Genomic DNA, 19,300 nt, shown 5'->3' with positions numbered 1-19,300 from the left:
GGCAGCACGCAAGGCGGAATAAGGCGCTATTTAAGATATTGGATGAAAACGGTGGCGACAACAAGGGAGCAAAGGGAGTCATGCGGGATGACGCCTTACGAAAAGACGATCAGGGGCCGGTGCTTACCTGATAGCCTTGAATGCACGAATCAGATCGCGAACCTGCAGCATGTAGCCTTTTGCCACATTTTTATTGCCGCTGGAACGGGCAGTTTTATAATTATTAATAGCCTTGCGGATCAGACCGATATGAATCTGTTGATATGCAGCGTTCATACAGTGTACCTCCATGTGAATACATACTCAGTTTACATTTTAATTACAAGTTGATGCATTCAGTGAAAACCACTATATGTTGCACAATCTCCACGGTTTTTAAGGACTTATTGCAATGATTTGCGTGTACGGTTTAATTAAACATGTAACACCCCGGGTTTTTCGGAATTTTCCTGCTATTGAGTCAGGCAACCAGCCAGAATGTGACGCGCAACATCAGGTAACAGAACAGGCCTGCCGCGGCGATGCAGACGATATAGGGTGCTGTGGTGCACCAAGGCTGTCTGCCAACAATAATCCGGCTGGTAAAGCCCGCAAACGCCAGGCTGTACAGCACGCAGGCAATGTGCAGTACCGTTGAGTTTGTCAGGGAAAATCCAAGCATGAACAATGCCGTACCCACCATGAAGGCGGGCAGAGCGATCGCAAAACTGACCGCACGGTACATGGCCGCGCCATCAATTTCCCAGGCGTCATCGGGTGAGGGTTGCGATTTATCTGTCGGTTCAGCGGGCATGGTCATATTCTTATGGAAAGTAGGCAGTCAGGCATTGACGAACATTTTTTATTCGTCTGTTAAAAGATGCGTCATCAGTGCCTGCACATAGGCAGGCAATTGTTCCGAATCACGAATGCACAGTACCAGCTTGCGTCTGGCCCACGGGTCTGTCAGCGCAATCACCTGCAAACGCAGCGCACGGCGATGACGCCGGGCGGCCGCTTGCGGGACGATGGCAATGCCTACGCCATTGCCGACCATTTTACAGACGGCGTCAATACTGCGCACCCGGACCCGATAGTGCAGATGTCTGCCGGACTGGCGGCCGTGGGCGGCAATGTGCTCCTGCAGTGGGCTGCCGGCCACCAGGCCCGCAAAGTCCAGATGACTGACCTGGGCAAGGCTGGTAAGGCCCGTCAGATCTTCAGGGTAATCCGCAGAGGCAATCAGCACCAGCTGATCGGCACCGATCGGGAAGGTTTGCAAGTCATGCAGATCCGCAGAGTCGGCCACCAGACCGATATCGGCCATGCCCTGACGGATCAGGTCAGTGATGTCTGTGCTGGAGCGTTCTTCCAGATCGACCGAAATATCGGGATTCTGCTGCAGGAAGGTTCCCAGCCGAGTGGGCAGAAATTCGTTGCAGGCAGAGGTATTGCCCAGCAGCCGCACATGTCCTTTAATACCGCTGCTGTACTGACCCAGGTCGCCACGCATGCGTTCCATTTGCTGTAGCACTACGGTGGCGTGATGCAGCAGGGTTCGCCCGGCGGCGGTCAGCTCCACACCCTTGGCGCTACGGTTCAGAAGCAACACGCCCAGCACGTCTTCCATCCCTTTGATTCGTTCGCTGGCAGAGGCTGTCGTGATGTGACAGCGACGCGCAGCCGCTGTGATGGTGCCGGTTTCGTGCACGTTTAGCATAAGACGAAGGTCGGTCAGGTCAAAGCGCATGGTGGCAGTATAGCAGTCGTGATTCAGGAATATCCTTAAATGGCGATTGAAATATCCTGATATCCGGAGGGTTGATCCATCACTAGAATACAGTCATGTACCGCTGCAAACGTGTGTTTCAACGTAGTAGGGCGGCTGCACGACTCATTTTAATGCATTGTTTTTTCTTCGACGCGTTTTTTGTCGTCATATAGCTGGCATCAGGCATTTCCATAAGCAGGTGCCAGTGCGTCAACCATTGCAGGATTGCCGTTATGGATTTATTGACTTCTTTTCTTTCGTTTTTCACCGGTCTGCAAAACCAGTCGGTCATGTTATTTTTGCTGATTACGCTTGTTTTTATCCTGGCCGGAGCCGTCAAGGGTGTGGTCGGACTGGGGCTGCCGACGATTTCCATGGCTCTGCTGGCGCTCATGATGGCACCGGCGCAAGCTGCGGCACTGCTGGTGATCCCCTCATTATTTACTAACGTCTGGCAGATGCGGCCGTTTGCCGGCGTGCCTGGTTTGCTGCGCCGGATTGGCACGATGCAGGTCGGGGTCTTCGCCGGTACACTGGTCGGGGCGTGGGTATTGGGCGCGCCAGCGGGTCATGGCGCCACCCTGGCGCTGGGCGTCGCGCTGATTGCCTATGCCTGCTGGGGCTTGAGTGGTCGAAAAATTCATGTTCCCCCGCGCATGGAATCCTGGATGAGCCCGCTGACCGGGTTTGTGACCGGCTTCATTACGGCGGCAACCGGCGTTTTCGTTATTCCTGCAGTACCATTTCTGCAGGCACTGGGTCTGAGCCGGGATGCCCTGATTCAGGCGATGGGCGTGTTCTTTACCGTCTCGACTATTGCGCTGGCCCTTGGCCTATGGCTAAACCAAAGCTACTCCATGAATGCGGCGGGGGCGTCGCTGCTGATGCTGGTGCCTGCTCTGGTGGGTATGTCGCTGGGGCAACGGTTCAGGCAGCAGTTACCGGTTGCGACCTTCAGGAAAGTGTTCTTTGTCAGTCTGATTGTGTTGGGTCTGTATCAGGTCGTGGCGGCGATGTAAGTGTGGCGCGCGGACAGTCGAACGCCAACACGCTTCAAACGGCCTATAATACGGTGACATTTCACGCTATGCTTCAACCTCGCAAGTTGCTGGTGCAAACCCGTCATCGCCTTTTATGCCGCTTAGATACGCCCGAACCCTGACCGGCCCCGTCCGGACGCAAAAAGCCGATAAACAAATCGGTGTCCTTCTGGCCTTTGTCGCCGGTGCAGTCAACGCAGGCGGCTTTCTTGCTGTCCATCAATACACCTCGCATATGACCGGCATTGTTTCAACTATGGCCGATCAGCTTATTCTGGGGGCCTACGAGTTGGTGCTGGCCGGGTTCGCGGCATTGATCTGTTTTTTGTGTGGAACGATTTGCACCACGATCATGGTCAACTATGCGCGGGTGCATCAGTTGCGCAGTGAATATGCCTCGCCCTTGTTGCTTGAGGCGGCGTTGCTATTATGTTTCGGGATGCTCGGCGCGCGCATGGAGCTGTTGCATGGCCTGTTTGTGCCGCTGACCGCCATGATTCTTTCTTTTCTGATGGGTTTGCAAAATGCCCTGATTACCAAGCTGTCCCGTTCGGTTATCCGCACCACTCATGTAACGGGTATCGTGACGGATATCGGTATTGAATTGGGGAAACTCATTTACTGGAACCGTGGCCGACAACGTGAAGACGGTAATTTTGTGGTGGCAGATCGGGCTCGGCTGCGTCTGCACTGCGCGCTGTTGCTGGCTTTTTTCTCTGGCGGGGCAATGGGAGCCTGGGGATTTGCCCATATTGGATACATTGCCACGGTGCCGCTAGCGTGCATTTTGGTCATTATTTCCTGCACCCCCGCGTTTGACGATCTTCGCGCCTGGCGTGCCAACAGGCCGGATGGCCAGGCGCATTAGGGGGCATCGGGCAGCATTGGCAGCGATATCGATGGATATTCGGCGATATCGATGGATATTCGGCGATATCGATGGATATTCGGCGATATCGCACGAGCTCTTGGCCGGTGGCCCCGGTTCGGGCATCCGGCAAAAGCGGCCGTGGTGATCAACCCCGGGCGCCGGTAACTTCAACGGGCTTGACCACACTGTGCGCAGTGCCGAACCTGGGTTCTGCCGACCTGTCAACGGAATAAATATTCAAGGGCGCACATGTTGCCGACAGCAGCAGGGCGCATAGGAGTCTTTTCATATTCAGAGTCTGGATATAAGCGCTGTGATCGCTTGTTATTATACGAAACAAAAGTTACAAAATGTATAGATATGCAGGAAAGTGTGGTAAATACAGGCTTTTGTGGCTTATGGTTTTGCAACAAGGCGCCACGACATTGGCAAAAGCGCCGGCAATCGTGTATAAATGCTGTATAAATTTACAGTAATCGGCCTTCTTTCATGTCCAGCCAGCACCTCCCACAATCTGTTCACCCCGTTGATAAGCCCTTCGCTTTTGTCGATGTGGAAACCACTGGCGGCTCTGCCACGACCGACAGCCTGACCGAAATCGCCATCATACGATTCGACGGCCAGACCATTCATACCTGGCAAAGCCTGATCAATCCGGGCTGCCGCATTCCGGGCTATATTGAACGGCTGACGGGAATCACCAACAGCATGGTGGTGGATGCACCGACCTTTGCCGATGTGGCCGCGCATGTGCAGCAATTGCTGGAAGGCCATCTGTTTGTGGCCCATAACGCGCGGTTTGATTACGGCTTTGTCAAAAATGCTTTCAAGCGGGCCGGGCAGGATTTCCGGGCCCATATGCTGTGCACGGTCAAGCTTTCACGGCGCCTGTATCCACAGTATCCGCGTCATGGGCTTGATCAGCTTATTGCTCGTCACGGACTGCACATGAAAGACCGGCATCGCGCATATGACGATGCGCATGCCTTGTTGCAATTCTGGCAGCTTGTGTGTGCAGAACATGACCCGGCTGTGCTGCAGAAAACGGTGCGGGAACTGGTGGCGCGCCCATCGCTGCCCGCGCATATCGATCCGGCCCTGATCGATGCCTTGCCCAATAGTTTCGGGGTTTATGTGTTTTATGGTGAAAACGAGTTGCCCATTTATATCGGCAAAAGCAACCGGCTGCGCCAGCGGGTGCTGTCGCACTTTGCCAGCGATCATACTGCGCCCAAGGAAATGAAAATTTCGATGCAAATCAGGCGTATTGAGCATATCTGTTGCGCCGGCGAAGTGGATGCATTGCTGACCGAGTCACGCTTGATCAAGGAACGCATGCCAACGCTGAACCGTCAATTGCGCAGGCAAAAAGATGTGTTTACCTGGCAACTGGTGCAACAGTCGCCGGGCTTGTGGGTGCCTGTACTGTTGGGCGGAAACGATATTGCAATCGGCCAGGGCCAGTATCTTTATGGTTTATTTTCATCGGCGCGCGATGCCCGTGAGGTGCTGAGCGCAATCATCAAGAGCGAAAAACTCTGCAAGGCAACTTTGGGACTCGAAAAAGTCCGGGCCGGCAGCTCATGCTTTGCCCGTCAGTTGAAATGCTGCGAGGGCGCCTGTGTTGGGCAGGAGTCGGCCATTGCCCATTCGGCCCGTCTTATGTCTGCCCTGACCAGCCTGAAATTGCGCGACTGGCCGTTCGAAGGAGCCGCGCTCCTGCGCGAAGGCAGCCTGGTGCATGTCATCCATCATTGGTGTTATCTGGGCACCGCCAGGGATGAACAGGAGCTGGAAGAACTGCTGTCCGACGGCAAAGGCGATTTCTCCCGCGATACCTATCGCATTCTGGTCAAACACCGGGACAAGCTGGTGGGTGTTAAGGAAGCGACGCTGGCCCTGGCCTGATCGCCCAATTGGTGTGAGACAGGTCGCTGGCATCGTATAATCGCGTGGTGTTGCGGCGACTGCCGGGTGGCTGATCTGCTGGCCGTAGCGTTTGTATTACATGAATTGCCTTCAGGAGCGGAACATGCAAATATGGGTAGACGCAGACGCGTGCCCGGTGGTTATCAAAAATATCCTCTTCAGGGCCGCCGTGCGCTGGCGGGTCACCACGACACTGGTGGCCAATCAGATGCTGACGATTCCGCCTTCAATGTATATTCATGCCCGCCAGGTGCAGCGCGGCTTTGATGTGGCCGATGCCTATATCAGTCAGCATGCCGTGGCTGGAGATCTGGTGATTACAGCCGATATTCCGCTGGCGGCCGAGGTGCTTGAAAAAGGTGTGCAGGCCCTGAATCCGCGAGGCGAACTGTATTCGAAAGAAACCATACGCGAGCGGCTCGCCATTCGGGACATGATGGAAGAGCTGCGTAGCGCCGGGATCGATACTGGCGGCCCCCGTTCATTTGATCAGGCGGATACCCGGGCGTTTGCCGGCCAGCTGGATAAGCTGCTGGCCCGTTATGCTAAAGCCTGAGCGGGCGGCGGGTTTTTAACACCGGTTAACAGATATTGCATGGTGTCGTACACGCTGCGGATCTGTTCGCCAAAGGGCAGCGGGTCCCGGCCACGAAAAAACAGGCCTTTGCGTACATCGCCGTTGAGTGCATCGGTCAGGCGCTGATCGATGCAGAATTGGCCGATTTTGGCAATGCCATCGCGCAAGCCGCAAACCTGCAGACAATTCATATTCTGCACGCAGCGGCGCGGATCGGCCTTGGCGGCGGATTGCAGTTTTTGTTCATTCTGCAGATACTTTTTCAGATAGGGTGTCATGACGGCGCGTGCCGGCAAGCCGGCGACAGAAATAAATTCCACGATGTCTTCTTGTCTTGCGGACGTCAGCACCTGCTTGAAGTTTTCATGAGCGTCGCCTTCACGCGTGACTGCAAAGGCGGTGCCAATCTGCACGGCCGAGGCGCCCCAGTCTTTCAGGGCCGTGCTGATCTTGCGGAAACTGGCCATGCCGCCGGCCAGAATCAGCGGAATCTTTTCGCTTTCCAGTCCTAGCTGGCGAAACACGTTTGCGGTTTCCTCCAGCACCCGGCGAAAAGAGAAACGTTCGTTGCCCAGGTCTTCGATGGTAGTGGCCCCCAAGTGGCCGCCGGCGTGGTTCGGATGTTCAATCACAATGGCATCGGGCAGACGGTTTTTTTTCATCCAGCGCTTGAGCACAATGTGTATGCCGCGCGACTCGGACAGAATGGGAATGAGGGCAACGTCCGGGTGGTTCTGCGTCAGATCGGGCAACTCCAGGGGCAGGCCTGCGCCCATCACAATCGCGTGTGCGCCCGATTCGCATGCCTGGCGTACCAGCGCCGCATAGTCATTGACTGCCTTCATCACATTGACTGCGATCATGCCCTGGTCCCCGGCTTCGTATAACGCCTTTTTGATTTCCCGATCCAGCGCGATACGGTTGAGCTGATCGTAGTTGGCTTGTTCCGGGCGGGCTTTGGATTGCGCCAGAAGGTCGGGATGCAAATGCCGCAAATCAATACTGGCGATGGTGCCCATTGCATTTTCACGTGCCACCGCAGAGGATAGACGGCTGGCGGAAATGCCCACGCCCATGCCGCCCTGTACGATGGGCAAGAGCTTGCGGTTTCTGATCTGCAGGGAAGGGAAGGCGTGCATGAAATAATCCAGGGTTGATGTGAGCCTTGCGCATGACGCCAATGACGGCAGTGCAGCGAGTGAATAAGTATGGCGCGAATGCAGGCAGGCAAGACTGGTATTGTGCGGGTTTCAGGAGCAAATGCCGTTGATAAAAATCAAGTGCAGTCGAATTAGCCCCGGCATTGGGCTTCGGAAAGCCCGGGCTTCAGGCCCGAAAACGGGTTTTGTAATGGGGTGAAATTTGACAGGGGCGTTATGGAAACCGGGCGAAATCCCAGTCATATTTGGTAATGGTATTTGGGTTGGGCACCGGGTTAAGATCAAACCGTGCTGTTCAAAACAGACTGCCGGCCGGTGATTACTGAACCGGTCAATATAAAGGAGTACGAAATGATTACCGTCAAAAAACTGCTTGCCGTTGTACTGACTACCCTGTCAATGGGGCTGGCGACATCCGCCGTTGCAAGCGACCATCATCACGAATCGCGGTATGGCGTCCATCCTTACGCAATGCAGATCGATCATCGCCACCACGGCGACCGTCGCTATTATCGTGATCATCATCGTCGCTACAGCCATAAGCATGGCTGGCACAGAAAGCATCATTATTCCGATCGTCATCACAGATACAATCGGTATGATCGCTGGGACCGTCGATATGACGCTCGTCATCGTTATGACCGCTCCCGCTACGTATGGTAATATTTGAACCGTAGTATCTCTTATTAAATTAAATCGTGAATATCAGCAGTGTCCGATTTCAGTTGAATTAAGGATCAGAATACTCAACCGTGATGCAGTGCGGACCTGCTGTTTTATCATTAATAATCAATGACTCAGCAGGAGAAGCCTATGTTACATTACGCCGTTGTCTTTTTTATTATTGCGATTATTGCCGCCGTCCTTGGGTTTGGTGGCATTGCGGCTGGCGCGGCATCCATCGCAAAAATTCTATTCGTCGTCTTTATCGTGCTGGCCATCCTGTCGCTGGTGTTTGGCGGTCGTTTCAAGTAGATCGCCGGCATCCAAGTGGCAGCCGCTTCAGGCTGCCTGTGACCGGGACGTTCTGCGCATTTGCCTGAACAATAATACTGCCGCAAGGAGCATGACAGCCCCGGTCATGACAAATACCGCAGCATAACCGGCCTGGTTGGCAACGAAACCACCCGCCAGCGGTCCCAGTACCAGCCCCGCATATTGCGTTGAGGTGGCATAGCCCAATACACCGCCAGCCGCGCCGGCCGGTACATTGTGCCGGATCATTGCCGTCAGTGCAGGCATAATACCGCAGAGGGTCATGCCCATCAGAAAACGCAGAACAATAAATTGCCAGTCTGCTCGTGCCAGACCCTGCAGGAACAGCAAAATTGCAGTTGAAATAAAACAAATAACCAGAAGTTTTATATGACCATGCTGGTCACCCCAGCGTCCTGCCCTGGATGAAAACAGCATGCTGCCAAAAGCCGTGGCTGACATGGCGATACCGGCAAGCAGCGGTATCTGGTCGGTCAGGGTTTGCAGCGAGCCCAGATAAAGCGTGATGATCGGCTCGACCGACATATTGGCAAACATTAGCAGCGTACCCGACAGCAGCATGAGCAACACCAGGTTGCGCTGTCGGCCCGCCTTCCAGAATGCGTAGGGTGTGGTGTTGTCGGAGGCGGGTGTGCGTGGTCTGTGGGTTTCCCTGATCATGAATGTGGTACAGAAAAAGGCGATCAGAATAATGGCGCCGGCCGCAAAAAACGTCAGCCGGATTCCCAGGAATGCAGGAACAATGCCGCCCACCAGCGGCCCCAGCAGATTGCCGGCCAGCGTGCCCGACGCCAGCATGCCGACCGCCCAGCCGGTGTGTTCACGAGGCGTTTGGGTGGCGACCAGAATGGTGGCACCGGACGCGTAACCGCCCAGCAGTCCCACCAGCAGGCGCAGCCAGAACAATTGCCACACGGTTTGCGCGCATCCGATCAGGGCGATACCAATCGCCATGCCAAGACTGGCGCGGATCAGAATGATTTTTCTGCCGTAGCGGTCAGCAAAGCGGCCCCAGACGGGGGCCATAAGGCCGGCAGCCAGAAAGGTAATGCTGAATACCCAGCCGGACCAGCTGACGATTTCTTCGGGGTCGGTCACGCCCAGGTTGCGGATGTAGACAGGCAGGATCGGCAGGATCAGCGTCATGGCCAGAATGGTGGTGAAGGAACCAAACAGGCACACATACAGATTCTGCTTCCAGGCCGTCTGAAGAGTGTCATTATCACGATCGTGTTGCTGGGCGGTCATAGATCAAGGGGCATCAGGCGCTGCCATCACAAGACAAAAGCGGACTCGGGTGGCCGGGCAGGTCGAAAAAATAGGCGGATCCGACGGCTCGCCTTAAGGGAGTCGTGGCAGAACGCGGGACTCCCACTTTAAACATAATTGCCATCGAGTGGCTTAAAACAGCCTGAAATCCAACAATTACTGCAGACAGAGGTGTTGATTCGAACGCGCAACCGCGTCGATTTGTCTTATTTTTACGACGCGGGGCAGTATTGAAATGCAGCGACACAAACAAGAGGGCGTTTTCTCTTACAATCGATGCTCGCCAGCGTTGCCCGGCTGCACCACGCTATTGCGCGAGGTCGAGATCCGGGCGTCGACTTCTCTCTCATGATCATTTTGTTCATATGCTGACCGTGTTTCCATCGTCTCTGCCTGCCGGGTGGCTGTGCCGGATTGTTCTGGTGGCACTGATCAGTCTGCCGCTTACCATGCCGACCGCAAAGGCGGTTGAAGCAAACGCATCCGGGGCAGCATCGGCAGCCAAGCGCAGCCCGGCAGCCGTGGCGATACCTGCCGTAAAACTCAAGGCAGAGTCGCCGTCAGCCGTTGAGCACGCTCAGACATCGTCGCCGGCGCCCGCAATCAAATTCAGGGCGGCGGTCGCACCGGCGGACAAAAACAAAACACAGACCCAATGCCATGGCAGGCGTGATCAGATCTTTGTCGCACACGAAGACGACGATCTGCTTTTCATGAATCCGGATATTCACGATACCATTCGCGCGGGCGGGTGTGTCCAGGTGGTGTATCTGACCGCGGGAGAGCGGGGTGAGGGCGTGGGGTATATGTCGCAGCGCGAGAATGGGGTGCGCGCGGCTTATGCGCTGATGGCGGGCGCAGCCAATACCTGGGTGCCATCAGCGCTGCTGGTCAACAAGGTGCAAATCGCCCAGTATTCCTTATGGAAAAACCCGCGCGTCTCGCTGGTCTTCATGAGAATCCGGGACCCCTGGCTGGACAAAGGGTGGGGCGACCTGACGCCGCTGTCCCGCCTGGATATTCAGCCGGAACAAAGGGCCCAGTCTTTGGGGGATTATTTTGAAACCTACTCGCGCGATTCGCTGGTCAAGACCTTGTCGGCGCTGATTCTGCGCTTCGAGCCGGGCAAGATCCGGCTGATGGACGATAGCGTGGAAACGCCGTACAGCAAACTGTGCTGGCGCTGCGTGGGGCACGATCATCCGGACCATATTGCCTCCGCACGGCTGGTGCGCGATGCCATGGCGATCACAACGGGAAACTACGAAGCGGTTTCCTACGTCAATTATCCCAACCAGGAGCGCCCTCTGACCCTGACGCTGCGACAGCTCTCCGAAAAATCACGTATTTTCAATTTATATGCGCAGTATGACTATCGCTATTGCAGCGTGCCGCTAAATTGCAAAGAGCCGTTGGGCCCTGCCGCGCTTTGGGCCGAGCGCATGTACTATGCCGGCCAGTCCGATGCGCCGGTAGCCCCTTTTTATACCGGAGCGACAGGATTGAATTTGTTTGCCCGTGGTGAATACAGCGACGCCGTGGTGTACTGGAATGATAGCCAGCAACGCTGGACGGTGCTGGGTGGGCTGGTATTTACGTCGGTGAAACCGTTTGCCGATCCTGCAGGCCGCCCGGCCGTCTTTGCCCGTGACGGGCAGGGGCAACTTTATTTCCGGCATGCAACGTCCCGGGTTCCCAACGGCCCCGCTTCGTGGACGGCCTGGTATCGCCTGCCGCTACTGCTCACCACCCAGCCCCAGGTGCTAGCGGGAAAACGGCAGATCGAGGCGGTGGCATTGGGCGCCGATGGCTACTATTATCATCTGCGCTCTTCCGATATGCTCATCTGGCGCAAAACGCGCTTGCCTGTATTGAAAACAGCAAGCCAGACCTTTGCATACCTTGCCAACGGGACGCAACAGTTTGTGCTGGCGCAAACGCTCAAGGGCGAGTTCGAGCTTAGTGCGCGTGATGAAAAAGGGGGCTGGAGCCCCTGGAGGCCTGTAAACGGGCCAGACGGTCAGGGCGGGCTCACCGCGTTGATCATGGACCACAACACCTTGCTCGCCTATTACCGCAACCGGCCGGACGGACGTTTGTATCTGGCCACCGGCACGCTGGGTGGAACGAGCCAGAAGCCCACCCTGAACTGGACTTCAATTGAGGACGAGGGGCCCGAATTCCAGGGGGCGCCGGCCTTGCTGAAAACCGCAGCGGGCCAGTTGGTGGTGGCGACCATGAGCCGGACGGGCAAATCGATCTGGACGCAAATCGATGCAGCCGAACAGCGGATCAAGGGACCGTTTGCCTCGGTCCCCGCACTGGTCGAAACCGCTGAAGGTGTGATGCTGTACGCGCGAAAGGCCGGCGACAACCGCTGGATCCAGCAATATGCGGCCTTGCGTCTGAATGGCAGCCAGTGGCAGGACGCGGCTACGGTGATTGCGCCACCTTTCTACGGTGGGCACTCCTTCGATGGATCGACCGATATTCCTGAACAGGAACAGGCGCAACAGCAGCTGCAGCAACAGCAACAGCAACAGCAACAGCAACAGCAACAGCAACAGCAACAACAGCCATCTGGCAATTCCCAACCTGCGCAGGAACGGCCTGTCCCGGGGCTGCCGGTTCAATCGGGCAACCTTCTGGAGCGATTGGGGCAATAATTGGTACAATGGGCGCTCTGTGCAACCGCCCCGTCCTGCATGTCAGGTCCATACCATGAACGAGACTGTCCAAAGCTGGGCCGACGCCATCGGCTCCGAAAAAGAGAAACCCTATTTTGGTGCTTTGCGTGCACGTGTTCGGCAGGCCCGGGAAAACGGACAGACCATTTATCCGTCGGAGGCCGACACATTCAGTGCGTTTCGCCTGACGCCGCTGGAACAGGTGAGGGTGGTCATTCTGGGGCAGGATCCCTACCACGGGCCGAATCAGGCGCACGGGCTGGCGTTTTCGGTCAAGCCATCGGTGCGGATTCCGCCTTCCCTGCTGAACATCTACAAAGAACTCAGAACCGATATTCCGGGATTTACGATGCCCGATCATGGCTATCTGGAAAAATGGGCCACACAGGGGGTTCTTCTGTTAAACACGGTTTTGACGGTTCAGGCGGGCCAGGCCCATTCACATGCTGCATGGGGATGGGAAACCTTTACCGATCAGGTCATCCGGGCGCTCAACGATAAACGGGAACATCTTGTGTTCATGTTGTGGGGCAACTACGCCAAAAAGAAAGGGGAATTCATCGACCGGAAACGGCATCTGGTACTGACCGGCGTTCACCCCTCACCCCTGTCCGCAAGCCGCGGATTCTTTGGCTGTGGCCATTTTTCCAAAGCCAATCTCTATCTCGAAAAGCACGGTTTCCCCCCCATTGATTGGCAGGTTTAAGCGACATTTAATCGGAATCATGCAGTCAAATTGATTTGTATCAAGATGTTTTTTTCAGAATGCTTTCACAATAGCGCTAATTCGTCAAATAAGGATTCAGCGTATGGATGGAGGCAGCTTATCTGTTCAGGAGTTTCTGGGGCGTCTGCCTTTTTTTGAAGGCCTGTCATCGACAGGCATGAAAATCATCACCCGATCGGTCACACAACGTTTTTTTCAAAAAGGGGCACTGGTTCAGGACATCATTGAAAAGGGCGCACCCCGTGAAGGTTTCCATGTGGTGGTCAACGGCACAGTCAAATTACTGTGCGTCGCGCAAAATGGGGGCGAAAAAGTCATTCGTGCATTGGGGCCGGGCGACAGCTTCGGCGAAGAAAAGCTGTTTCTGGACAAAATAGATACGCTTGTCACGACACAGGCCACCAGCCACGTCTTTTTATTGCACGTTTCCAGGGATAGTGTGCTTGCGGTTCTGCAGCGGGATCCGGCCTTTGCCATGCGCATGCTCAGTCATATCAGCAGTCGGGTGTATCTTTTGTTGAAGGATATCGAAGCCTACACCCTTAAATCAGCCACGCAACGCGTGGTCGACTATTTTCTCAAGAACGCGGAGCGGGAAGAGGGCAACCAATACCGCTTCACGACCAACAAATCGCTGATTGCATCGCTGCTGAATATTACGCCGGAACATTTTTCGCGCATCATGCGCGAATTAGCCGCGGAACAACTAATCCTGATCGACGGCAGGGCCGTGACCATTCCCGACCCTGAACGGCTCAGGACTTACGATAGTTGACGGTCAGTTCGGCGCGGGCATCCGGCGGCAAGCCGACTTCAAATACGTTCAGCGTCATGGAAATGAGTGTGTAGTATCCGGCAAGTCCGACCAGATCGACCACGTTATCCTGGCCAAGCACGGCGATTGCCGTGTCGTAAAGCGATTGGGGCACATTGCGTGTATTGACCAACGTATTTACAAATTCATAGACGACCCGTTCGTCTTCGCGCTCAAAGGGAATGGACTGGTCACCGGTCATCAGGGCATCGATCACGTGTGCGGACACGCCTGCTTTCAGGGCAATGGGCTTGTGTGCCCACCATTCGAATTCAGCCTGCCAGAACACGGCCATGGTCAGGATCGCCAGTTCAGACAGGCGGGTAGACAGGCTGGAGTCGTAACGGCAATATTGTCCCAGAGCCTGTGCGTGTTCCGCCAGGCCGGGTCGGTTCAGCCAGATGGCCAGCGGTCCGCGTACCTGCCCGCGCGGTCCGGCCGCAATGGCGGTATAGACGCGCTGCTGATGTTCGTTCAGGGTAGCCGGATCCGGCGCTGTGAGGCGTGTCATCGTATTCCTTCATCGATAATGGTAAACATGGTGCGTTTGGTATTGCGAAAGTGCGGGCGCACGCGGCTGCTCCAGTCGGTTGCGCGTACGGCCAGCCATGGGGCAGAGCCGAAGGTCTCCCTGTTTTGCAGCAGATATAGCGCGTGGTACCGGGGCGCGCCATCACGCTTGAACAGGCGCATGGTGCGGATGGTGCCGGGCACGGCGGCCAGCCCAGGCATATGCTCTTGCGTATACCAATGATTGAAGTCGTTCTCGGCTTCGGCATCCACATCGGTTTCAACAACATAATGCCAGGCGGGCGTGTGCCCCTGGGCCTGGCCAGCCAAATCCAGCGTGACATCCATCAGGTCAGCGCAGGCGTCGGGGTAGTGGCGCAAGACGTGCGTGGCGAGCCGGTCTGTCGATTCATTCGCAGAGCCGGCCTGGGGCGTATCCGGGGCTATTGCTTGACCGAGAGAGTCAGACAAATAAATATAGGTCTCTTCTGTCTCGGCGCCGTGACACAGATGAAGACGGTTGTGCCGGGCATCGATGACAGGACGCAGCAGTGTTTCACATTGCTGCCGGTCCAGGTGTTTGTTGGGAATGCGTATGACAATGACGGTGGGCATCGTTTATTTATCCTGAGTGACGCGTGGGCTGGCTATCAAACTGATAGAGCACCTGCGGGTTGTCGACAAGAATCCGCTGACGCAGCGCGGGGTCCGGGCAGACTGCGCCGAAAATATTAAGCAACTGGCCATCGTCCGGCACTGGCCCTGTGACATTGGGATGCGGCCAGTCTGTGCCCCAGAGTGTGCGCTCGGGCATGGCATCGATAATGGCCCGCATGAAGGGTTGCCCTGCGGTGTAGGGCTCGGTGCCGCCGCATAAACGATCCACGCCGGAAACTTTGATCCAGGCTTGCGGGTGATGGCATAACTGCAGCAGCGCAGTGAACGCATCGGATTGGAGTCCCTTGCTGATATCAATTCGTCCCATATGATCGATGACAAAAGGGAGCGTCAGTTTTTGCAGATCCGGCAGTAGACGAAGCAATGAAGTCTCGTCGGCATGGATACAAAGATGCCAGCCCAGCCCCGCAATTTTTTGGGCCATGGTCTGCAGCTCGTCGATGGTGGCGCCGGCAAGGTGCGATACAAAATTGTAGCGAACGCCCCGTATTCCTTCCTCGTGCAATTGTTGCAGCCGGGTGGCGGTTACGTCGGGCGGCAGCAGGGCAACGCCGCGATATTGTCCCTGGCTCCGGGAAATGGCGTTTGTGATTGCCGACATATCGTAGCCGTGGCAATTGGCTTGGACCAGCACGGCACGGTGCAACCCAAGGTTGTTCTGCTTGGCTTTCAGGTCGTCATAGCCGGCATCGGGCGGCGTGTAGGAGCGCTTGGGGTCGAAGGGGAACTGGCTGGCCGGACCAAAAATATGACAATGACTGTCACAGGCATCGGCAGGCACATCGAAGGTGATATTTTCGGTGTGTTTTTTGGCCGGTGCACAATCGAACATGCTTGAATCCTTTTTGCTGCTCATATGACTTTCTGCTTGTGGACAGGTTGCTGACAGGCTGTTTTTTTCATGGTTCATCTTAGCCGCCCGTCGGCGCGGGCGCAATGGCCGTGCCTTGAATTCTGTTATGCGCAAAACGTATAAACCGTCAGGGTCGTGAGCCTTCGCAAGCGCCCGCCCGCGAAATCATCGCAGTCGGAATCTGCCAATTGTGCCGCCCGGCAGGTCGCGGCACACTGTCTTCCTCATCAATCAACCGGAGGAAAACCATGCGGGATCGTTTAAAAAAGCAGCAAGGGCAGGGCATGACCGAGTACATCATCGTTGTTGCCCTGGTGGCTATTTCTGCTATTGCCGTCTTTCAACTCTTCGGCCAGACCCTGCGCTCGCAAACCGCCGCCATCGCCAAAGAACTGGCCGGGGAAGACGGCGCCAGTCAATCGCAGGCTGCGCGTGCGGCGGCGGAACAGGCGGCAGGGCAGAGCGCTGCGAAATCACTTAAAAACTTCACCGGCAATGCCGAAGCGGCCGGATCAGCGGCCGCCGGACAGTGATTGCAATTGTCATGGAAACGCTGACCGTGAATCCCCGGCAATTGCGGGCGCTGCAGTCCCAGCAGGGACAAGCCATGGTACTGGGCTTGCTGCTTGTCGTGTTGCTGGCTGTTGCCATGATCTATCAGTTTGGCGTCGGCCAGGTGGTCGGGCGTCGGGCCCGATTATTGCATGCGGCAGATGCGGCCGCCTATTCCGGCGCGCTGGTGCAGGCCCGGGCGCTGAATATGCAGGCCTACATCAACCTGACCCAGACGGCCCATCAGGTTGCGATGGCGCATCTGGTGACGCTGGGGTCCTGGAGCCTGTTTGCGTCTGCGCAGGGGCGGCAATTTACGACATTCAATCCACCCGCTCATGTGATCGGCATGATGTTCGGCGCGCGGCACCTGTCTGGCTACGCTGCCTCTGCCGGGGGGATGGCACTGAGTGGCATGGCGCGTTCGGGTGGAGAACTGTCCCGTTTGTTTGCGCAACATGATCGTATTGTCCGACAGGTGCTGCTGGCGGCCGCGCGCGCCATCCATGACAATATGGACAGCAGCAGGGACCAGGCGATGACCCGGGTGCTACAGGCAAATTATCCCCGCAGCGCGGTATGGCAGGGCAGTGAGTTGCCGCAGACGGCTGCCGGAAACAGCCAGTCACCTGTTCCGCTGCGCTATCCCGCAGACCAGACCGCGCCCTTGAACTGGGTAGTCGAAAACCATCATGACCGATCATTCACGATGCGGCAGATGCCATCCGCCCACTATCGTCGCTTTCTCGAAGATGTTGTCTCGCTATACGATTTTCTGGATGTGCGGGACCAGACCGTGCGCAATAACTGGGAGGTGCATTATCAATGCCCGACCCTGCGCCATGAACTGCGGCGGCGTGGCCGGACGCGGCTGGACGCCAGCGGCAACTGGCAGTCAAGCGACACGCTGTCCTACCACGCGCTTCGAAGCAATCAGTACATTGGTTGCTATTACCGTGAATACCCCATGGGGTGGGGCTGGATTCCCGGGCGTGCCATCCGGCCCGGTGCCGACATGCCGCACGCGTCAGACGCCCCCGACGATTTTGCCGATGTCGACTTCTGGCGCTGGGTAACTCAGGCGACCGACTGGGATATTTTGACCGGCACCGCCAATCCGCTGGCCAATACCCGGGCGGTGATGGGCAAACGGCAATGGAAAGGGGGCGGTCTGGTTCCCTATTACGACTTGCGGCACGGTTATCGCGATCAATCGCTGGGGTTCACCCTCCATGTCAGTCAAGCGTTTTCCGACCAGCCAGCCCTGTCGGTTGCGGCGTCGGCCGATACTTTCTTTGAACCGGCCAGTGATCATGGGCGTTATATCCATGAGCAACCGGGCACATGGCACCCGTTCTGGCAGGCGCGTCTCATCGCGCCACGCACAACAAAGGGATTTTGATATGAAACAGCAACAGCAACAGCAACAGGGACAGGCGCTGGTGGAAGGTCTGATCGTGCTTCTTGGCATCCTTACCTTGTGGATTGGGGGCACATGGCTGCTCCGATTGCAGGATGTGGCGCTTGCCGGCCAGCATGCCAGCCGGTTCGGCGCCTTTGAACTGGCGCGGGCTGGCAGCCTGTCTGAAGACCGTGTGACACCCCGCTTTTTTGCCGGACCCCACGCGAGCTGGCGCAATCGGCATGCGAGGGCACTTGTGCCGCCAGGGCAGGTGCATATGGCCATAAGCAGATCGATGCAATTGGGCCCGCAAGGCCAGCCCGGTGTCAGTGAGCGGCATGCCAGCCGCCTGCGTCAGGAATGGGGATTGCAAGATACGGGTATTGCGCAAGTTTCCCTCGACATCAGCCCGCAAGCTGGCACGCCCAGGGCAGAGCGGTCGGCCAACGCAGAACGTGCAGACCTTACCCTGGGATTCATCGACACCATCGCTTTGTTATTGCGCAGACACACCGCCATTCTGACTGACGCTGGCCATTCAACAGATACGAACGGGGCGCATGAGCGGGCTGCCGGTTCCGAATCAGGCTGGCGCCAGGCGGCCCAGGCTTCGTATGCCGCTGCCGAGCGCATCGCAGCGGCTGCCATGCCGGTCGATTCGCCCTGGCATCGTGCGCGACCCGTTCTTGACTGGTTTATGCCCTGGGCGGGGAAAAAGCCTTGACAGATCACTTTGTTGAAATGAATAGACGGAAGCTGACATGAAGCATGTATGGATGAAAACGCTCTTTGTATTGACTGCGTGGATGCCTTGCGCTCACGCTGCGGTCAGTGCGGCTGTAGACGGTGAGCTGGTGCAGGTATTGCTCGACGTGACCCGGCAACTGCACCTGAGTCCGCTTGACGCACCAACCCGGTTTAGTCTGTTCGGTATGCCGTCTGCGTTTGTTGTGTTGGAGATCAAGGATCAGATCAAGCCCTTCATGCAGCAGTTGCACAGTCTGCCTGCGCCTTTTTCCCGTTTCACCCGTGTCGGCAATCAGATTTTTTTTAGCGGCGAGCAGTCTGGAGCGCACCTGCAATTGGTCATTGATCTGGTCCATACCCGTCACAGCCAGGTCCTGCTCAGCGCTGTAAAGCTGGCGCCGGGCACTCGATTGGGGACGGATCCAAACGCATGGGTGCCGACCCGGCCTCGTTATTTGCCCCTGCTCCCCGCAGGCGGGCGTCTGCTAATGGACATCTGCTATGTCGATGGACAGCGCAACTGTCATCAGATTTATCTCTACCCACAGCGTGAGAAAAAGCAGCTTGCCAATGTCCTGGAGGCTGAGCTGGTTGCGGCGCACTGGGTCAGACAGCACGCGGGCAGCGGGTTTTCAAGCTGGGCCCGCCATGGTCGTACGCTTCAGTATTTTCTGGACCGCGCGAACGCCGATACGGCCCTCTATCTGACGGCGCCGGATGAGCTGTGGTAAGGCAGGA

21 protein-coding genes are annotated in these 19,300 nt (G+C 56.5%); 13 read left to right on the top strand and 8 right to left on the bottom strand.

Going from position 1 to position 19,300, the window contains the following annotated elements; translation table 11 throughout:
• Nucleotides 1-123: 123 nt before the first annotated feature.
• The 3 genes from W822_RS46390 to W822_RS39530 all read right to left on the bottom strand — a co-directional run bounded on the left by W822_RS46390 (nt 124) and on the right by W822_RS39530 (nt 1,729).
• The gene (locus W822_RS46390) at nt 124-276 is read right to left on the bottom strand and encodes a hypothetical protein (RefSeq protein WP_024006261.1); all 153 of its coding nucleotides are present in this window, start codon (nt 274-276) and stop codon (nt 124-126) included.
• A gap of 184 nt (nt 277-460) precedes the next feature.
• Nucleotides 461-793: a hypothetical protein gene (locus W822_RS39535; protein ID WP_024006260.1), complete on the bottom strand. Its 333-nt coding sequence runs from the start codon at nt 791-793 to the stop codon at nt 461-463.
• A 48-nt stretch (nt 794-841) separates the two neighbouring features.
• Nucleotides 842-1,729 (bottom strand): LysR family transcriptional regulator, encoded by an 888-nt coding sequence (locus W822_RS39530; RefSeq protein ID WP_024006259.1) that lies wholly within the window; start codon nt 1,727-1,729, stop codon nt 842-844.
• A 254-nt stretch (nt 1,730-1,983) separates the two neighbouring features.
• On the opposite strand from W822_RS39530, the gene W822_RS39525 reads away from it, so the two are divergent.
• The 4 genes from W822_RS39525 to W822_RS39510 all read left to right on the top strand — a co-directional run bounded on the left by W822_RS39525 (nt 1,984) and on the right by W822_RS39510 (nt 6,146).
• On the top strand, nt 1,984-2,769 hold the full coding sequence (locus tag W822_RS39525) for a sulfite exporter TauE/SafE family protein (protein WP_024006258.1): 786 nt from the start codon (nt 1,984-1,986) through the stop codon (nt 2,767-2,769).
• 115 nt (nt 2,770-2,884) lie between these two features.
• Nucleotides 2,885-3,658 carry a YoaK family protein gene (locus W822_RS39520; protein ID WP_024006257.1) on the top strand — a complete coding sequence of 258 codons (774 nt, stop codon included), beginning with the start codon at nt 2,885-2,887 and terminating at the stop codon, nt 3,656-3,658.
• Nucleotides 3,659-4,150: 492 nt separating this feature from the next.
• The gene (locus tag W822_RS39515) at nt 4,151-5,569 is read left to right on the top strand and encodes a 3'-5' exonuclease family protein (protein ID WP_024006256.1); all 1,419 of its coding nucleotides are present in this window, start codon (nt 4,151-4,153) and stop codon (nt 5,567-5,569) included.
• 124 nt (nt 5,570-5,693) lie between these two features.
• Nucleotides 5,694-6,146, top strand: a complete 453-nt coding sequence (locus W822_RS39510) for a YaiI/YqxD family protein (protein ID WP_024006255.1) — start codon at nt 5,694-5,696, stop codon at nt 6,144-6,146.
• Here W822_RS39510 and W822_RS39505 read toward each other — a convergent pair.
• Nucleotides 6,131-7,306 (bottom strand): NAD(P)H-dependent flavin oxidoreductase, encoded by a 1,176-nt coding sequence (locus W822_RS39505; RefSeq protein ID WP_024006254.1) that lies wholly within the window; start codon nt 7,304-7,306, stop codon nt 6,131-6,133. The genes W822_RS39510 and W822_RS39505 overlap by 16 nt on opposite strands.
• Nucleotides 7,307-7,678: 372 nt before the next feature.
• Here W822_RS39505 and W822_RS39500 point away from each other — a divergent pair, with 372 nt between their 5' ends.
• Complete coding sequence (locus tag W822_RS39500) at nt 7,679-7,990, top strand: hypothetical protein (RefSeq protein ID WP_155848168.1); 312 nt, start codon at nt 7,679-7,681, stop codon at nt 7,988-7,990.
• A gap of 150 nt (nt 7,991-8,140) precedes the next feature.
• Complete coding sequence (locus tag W822_RS46175; RefSeq protein ID WP_024006252.1) at nt 8,141-8,302, top strand: DUF1328 domain-containing protein; 162 nt, start codon at nt 8,141-8,143, stop codon at nt 8,300-8,302.
• A gap of 27 nt (nt 8,303-8,329) precedes the next feature.
• On the opposite strand, the gene W822_RS39490 is transcribed toward W822_RS46175, so the two are convergent.
• Nucleotides 8,330-9,571: an MFS transporter gene (locus tag W822_RS39490; RefSeq protein ID WP_024006251.1), complete on the bottom strand. Its 1,242-nt coding sequence runs from the start codon at nt 9,569-9,571 to the stop codon at nt 8,330-8,332.
• 386 nt (nt 9,572-9,957) lie between these two features.
• Between W822_RS39490 and W822_RS0123865 the strand changes: the two genes are divergently transcribed.
• The 3 genes from W822_RS0123865 (at nt 9,958) to W822_RS39480 (ending at nt 13,781) form a co-directional block, all read left to right on the top strand.
• Nucleotides 9,958-12,258 (top strand): PIG-L family deacetylase, encoded by a 2,301-nt coding sequence (locus W822_RS0123865; RefSeq protein WP_024006250.1) that lies wholly within the window; start codon nt 9,958-9,960, stop codon nt 12,256-12,258.
• Nucleotides 12,259-12,313: 55 nt separating this feature from the next.
• Nucleotides 12,314-12,985, top strand: coding sequence for a uracil-DNA glycosylase (gene ung / locus W822_RS39485; RefSeq protein ID WP_024006249.1), 672 nt, complete (start codon nt 12,314-12,316; stop codon nt 12,983-12,985).
• 103 nt (nt 12,986-13,088) lie between these two features.
• Nucleotides 13,089-13,781, top strand: a complete 693-nt coding sequence (locus W822_RS39480; protein ID WP_024006248.1) for a Crp/Fnr family transcriptional regulator — start codon at nt 13,089-13,091, stop codon at nt 13,779-13,781.
• Here W822_RS39480 and W822_RS39475 read toward each other — a convergent pair.
• The 3 genes from W822_RS39475 to W822_RS39465 are packed head-to-tail and all read right to left on the bottom strand — an operon-like array spanning nt 13,762 to nt 15,864.
• Entirely contained in the window at nt 13,762-14,331 is a 570-nt protein-coding gene (locus W822_RS39475) for a carboxymuconolactone decarboxylase family protein (protein WP_024006247.1), read from the bottom strand. The genes W822_RS39480 and W822_RS39475 overlap by 20 nt on opposite strands.
• On the bottom strand, nt 14,328-14,945 hold the full coding sequence (locus tag W822_RS39470) for a DUF4286 family protein (protein ID WP_024006246.1): 618 nt from the start codon (nt 14,943-14,945) through the stop codon (nt 14,328-14,330). Before W822_RS39470 ends, W822_RS39475 begins: the two co-directional genes overlap by 4 nt.
• A gap of 7 nt (nt 14,946-14,952) precedes the next feature.
• Entirely contained in the window at nt 14,953-15,864 is a 912-nt protein-coding gene (locus W822_RS39465; protein WP_253272311.1) for an amidohydrolase family protein, read from the bottom strand.
• Between the two features lie 245 nt (nt 15,865-16,109).
• On the opposite strand from W822_RS39465, the gene W822_RS39460 reads away from it, so the two are divergent.
• Genes W822_RS39460 through W822_RS39445 form a run of 4 tightly spaced genes read left to right on the top strand, consistent with a single transcriptional unit; the run spans nt 16,110 to nt 19,293 of the window.
• Nucleotides 16,110-16,394, top strand: coding sequence for a Flp family type IVb pilin (locus tag W822_RS39460; protein ID WP_024006244.1), 285 nt, complete (start codon nt 16,110-16,112; stop codon nt 16,392-16,394).
• Nucleotides 16,395-16,405: 11 nt separating this feature from the next.
• Nucleotides 16,406-17,815, top strand: coding sequence for a hypothetical protein (locus tag W822_RS39455; RefSeq protein WP_155848167.1), 1,410 nt, complete (start codon nt 16,406-16,408; stop codon nt 17,813-17,815).
• 1 nt (nt 17,816) lies between these two features.
• Nucleotides 17,817-18,539, top strand: a complete 723-nt coding sequence (locus tag W822_RS39450; protein WP_024006242.1) for a hypothetical protein — start codon at nt 17,817-17,819, stop codon at nt 18,537-18,539.
• Between the two features lie 37 nt (nt 18,540-18,576).
• Nucleotides 18,577-19,293, top strand: coding sequence for a hypothetical protein (locus W822_RS39445; protein ID WP_024006241.1), 717 nt, complete (start codon nt 18,577-18,579; stop codon nt 19,291-19,293).
• The last annotated feature ends 7 nt before the right edge of the window (nt 19,294-19,300 follow it).

Source organism: Advenella kashmirensis W13003, from assembly GCF_000506985.1.
Classification (GTDB): domain Bacteria; phylum Pseudomonadota; class Gammaproteobacteria; order Burkholderiales; family Burkholderiaceae_B; genus Advenella; species Advenella kashmirensis_A.
The sequence above is the reverse complement of the archived record's forward strand: the minus strand, read 5'-3'. Positions and strand labels throughout refer to the sequence as shown.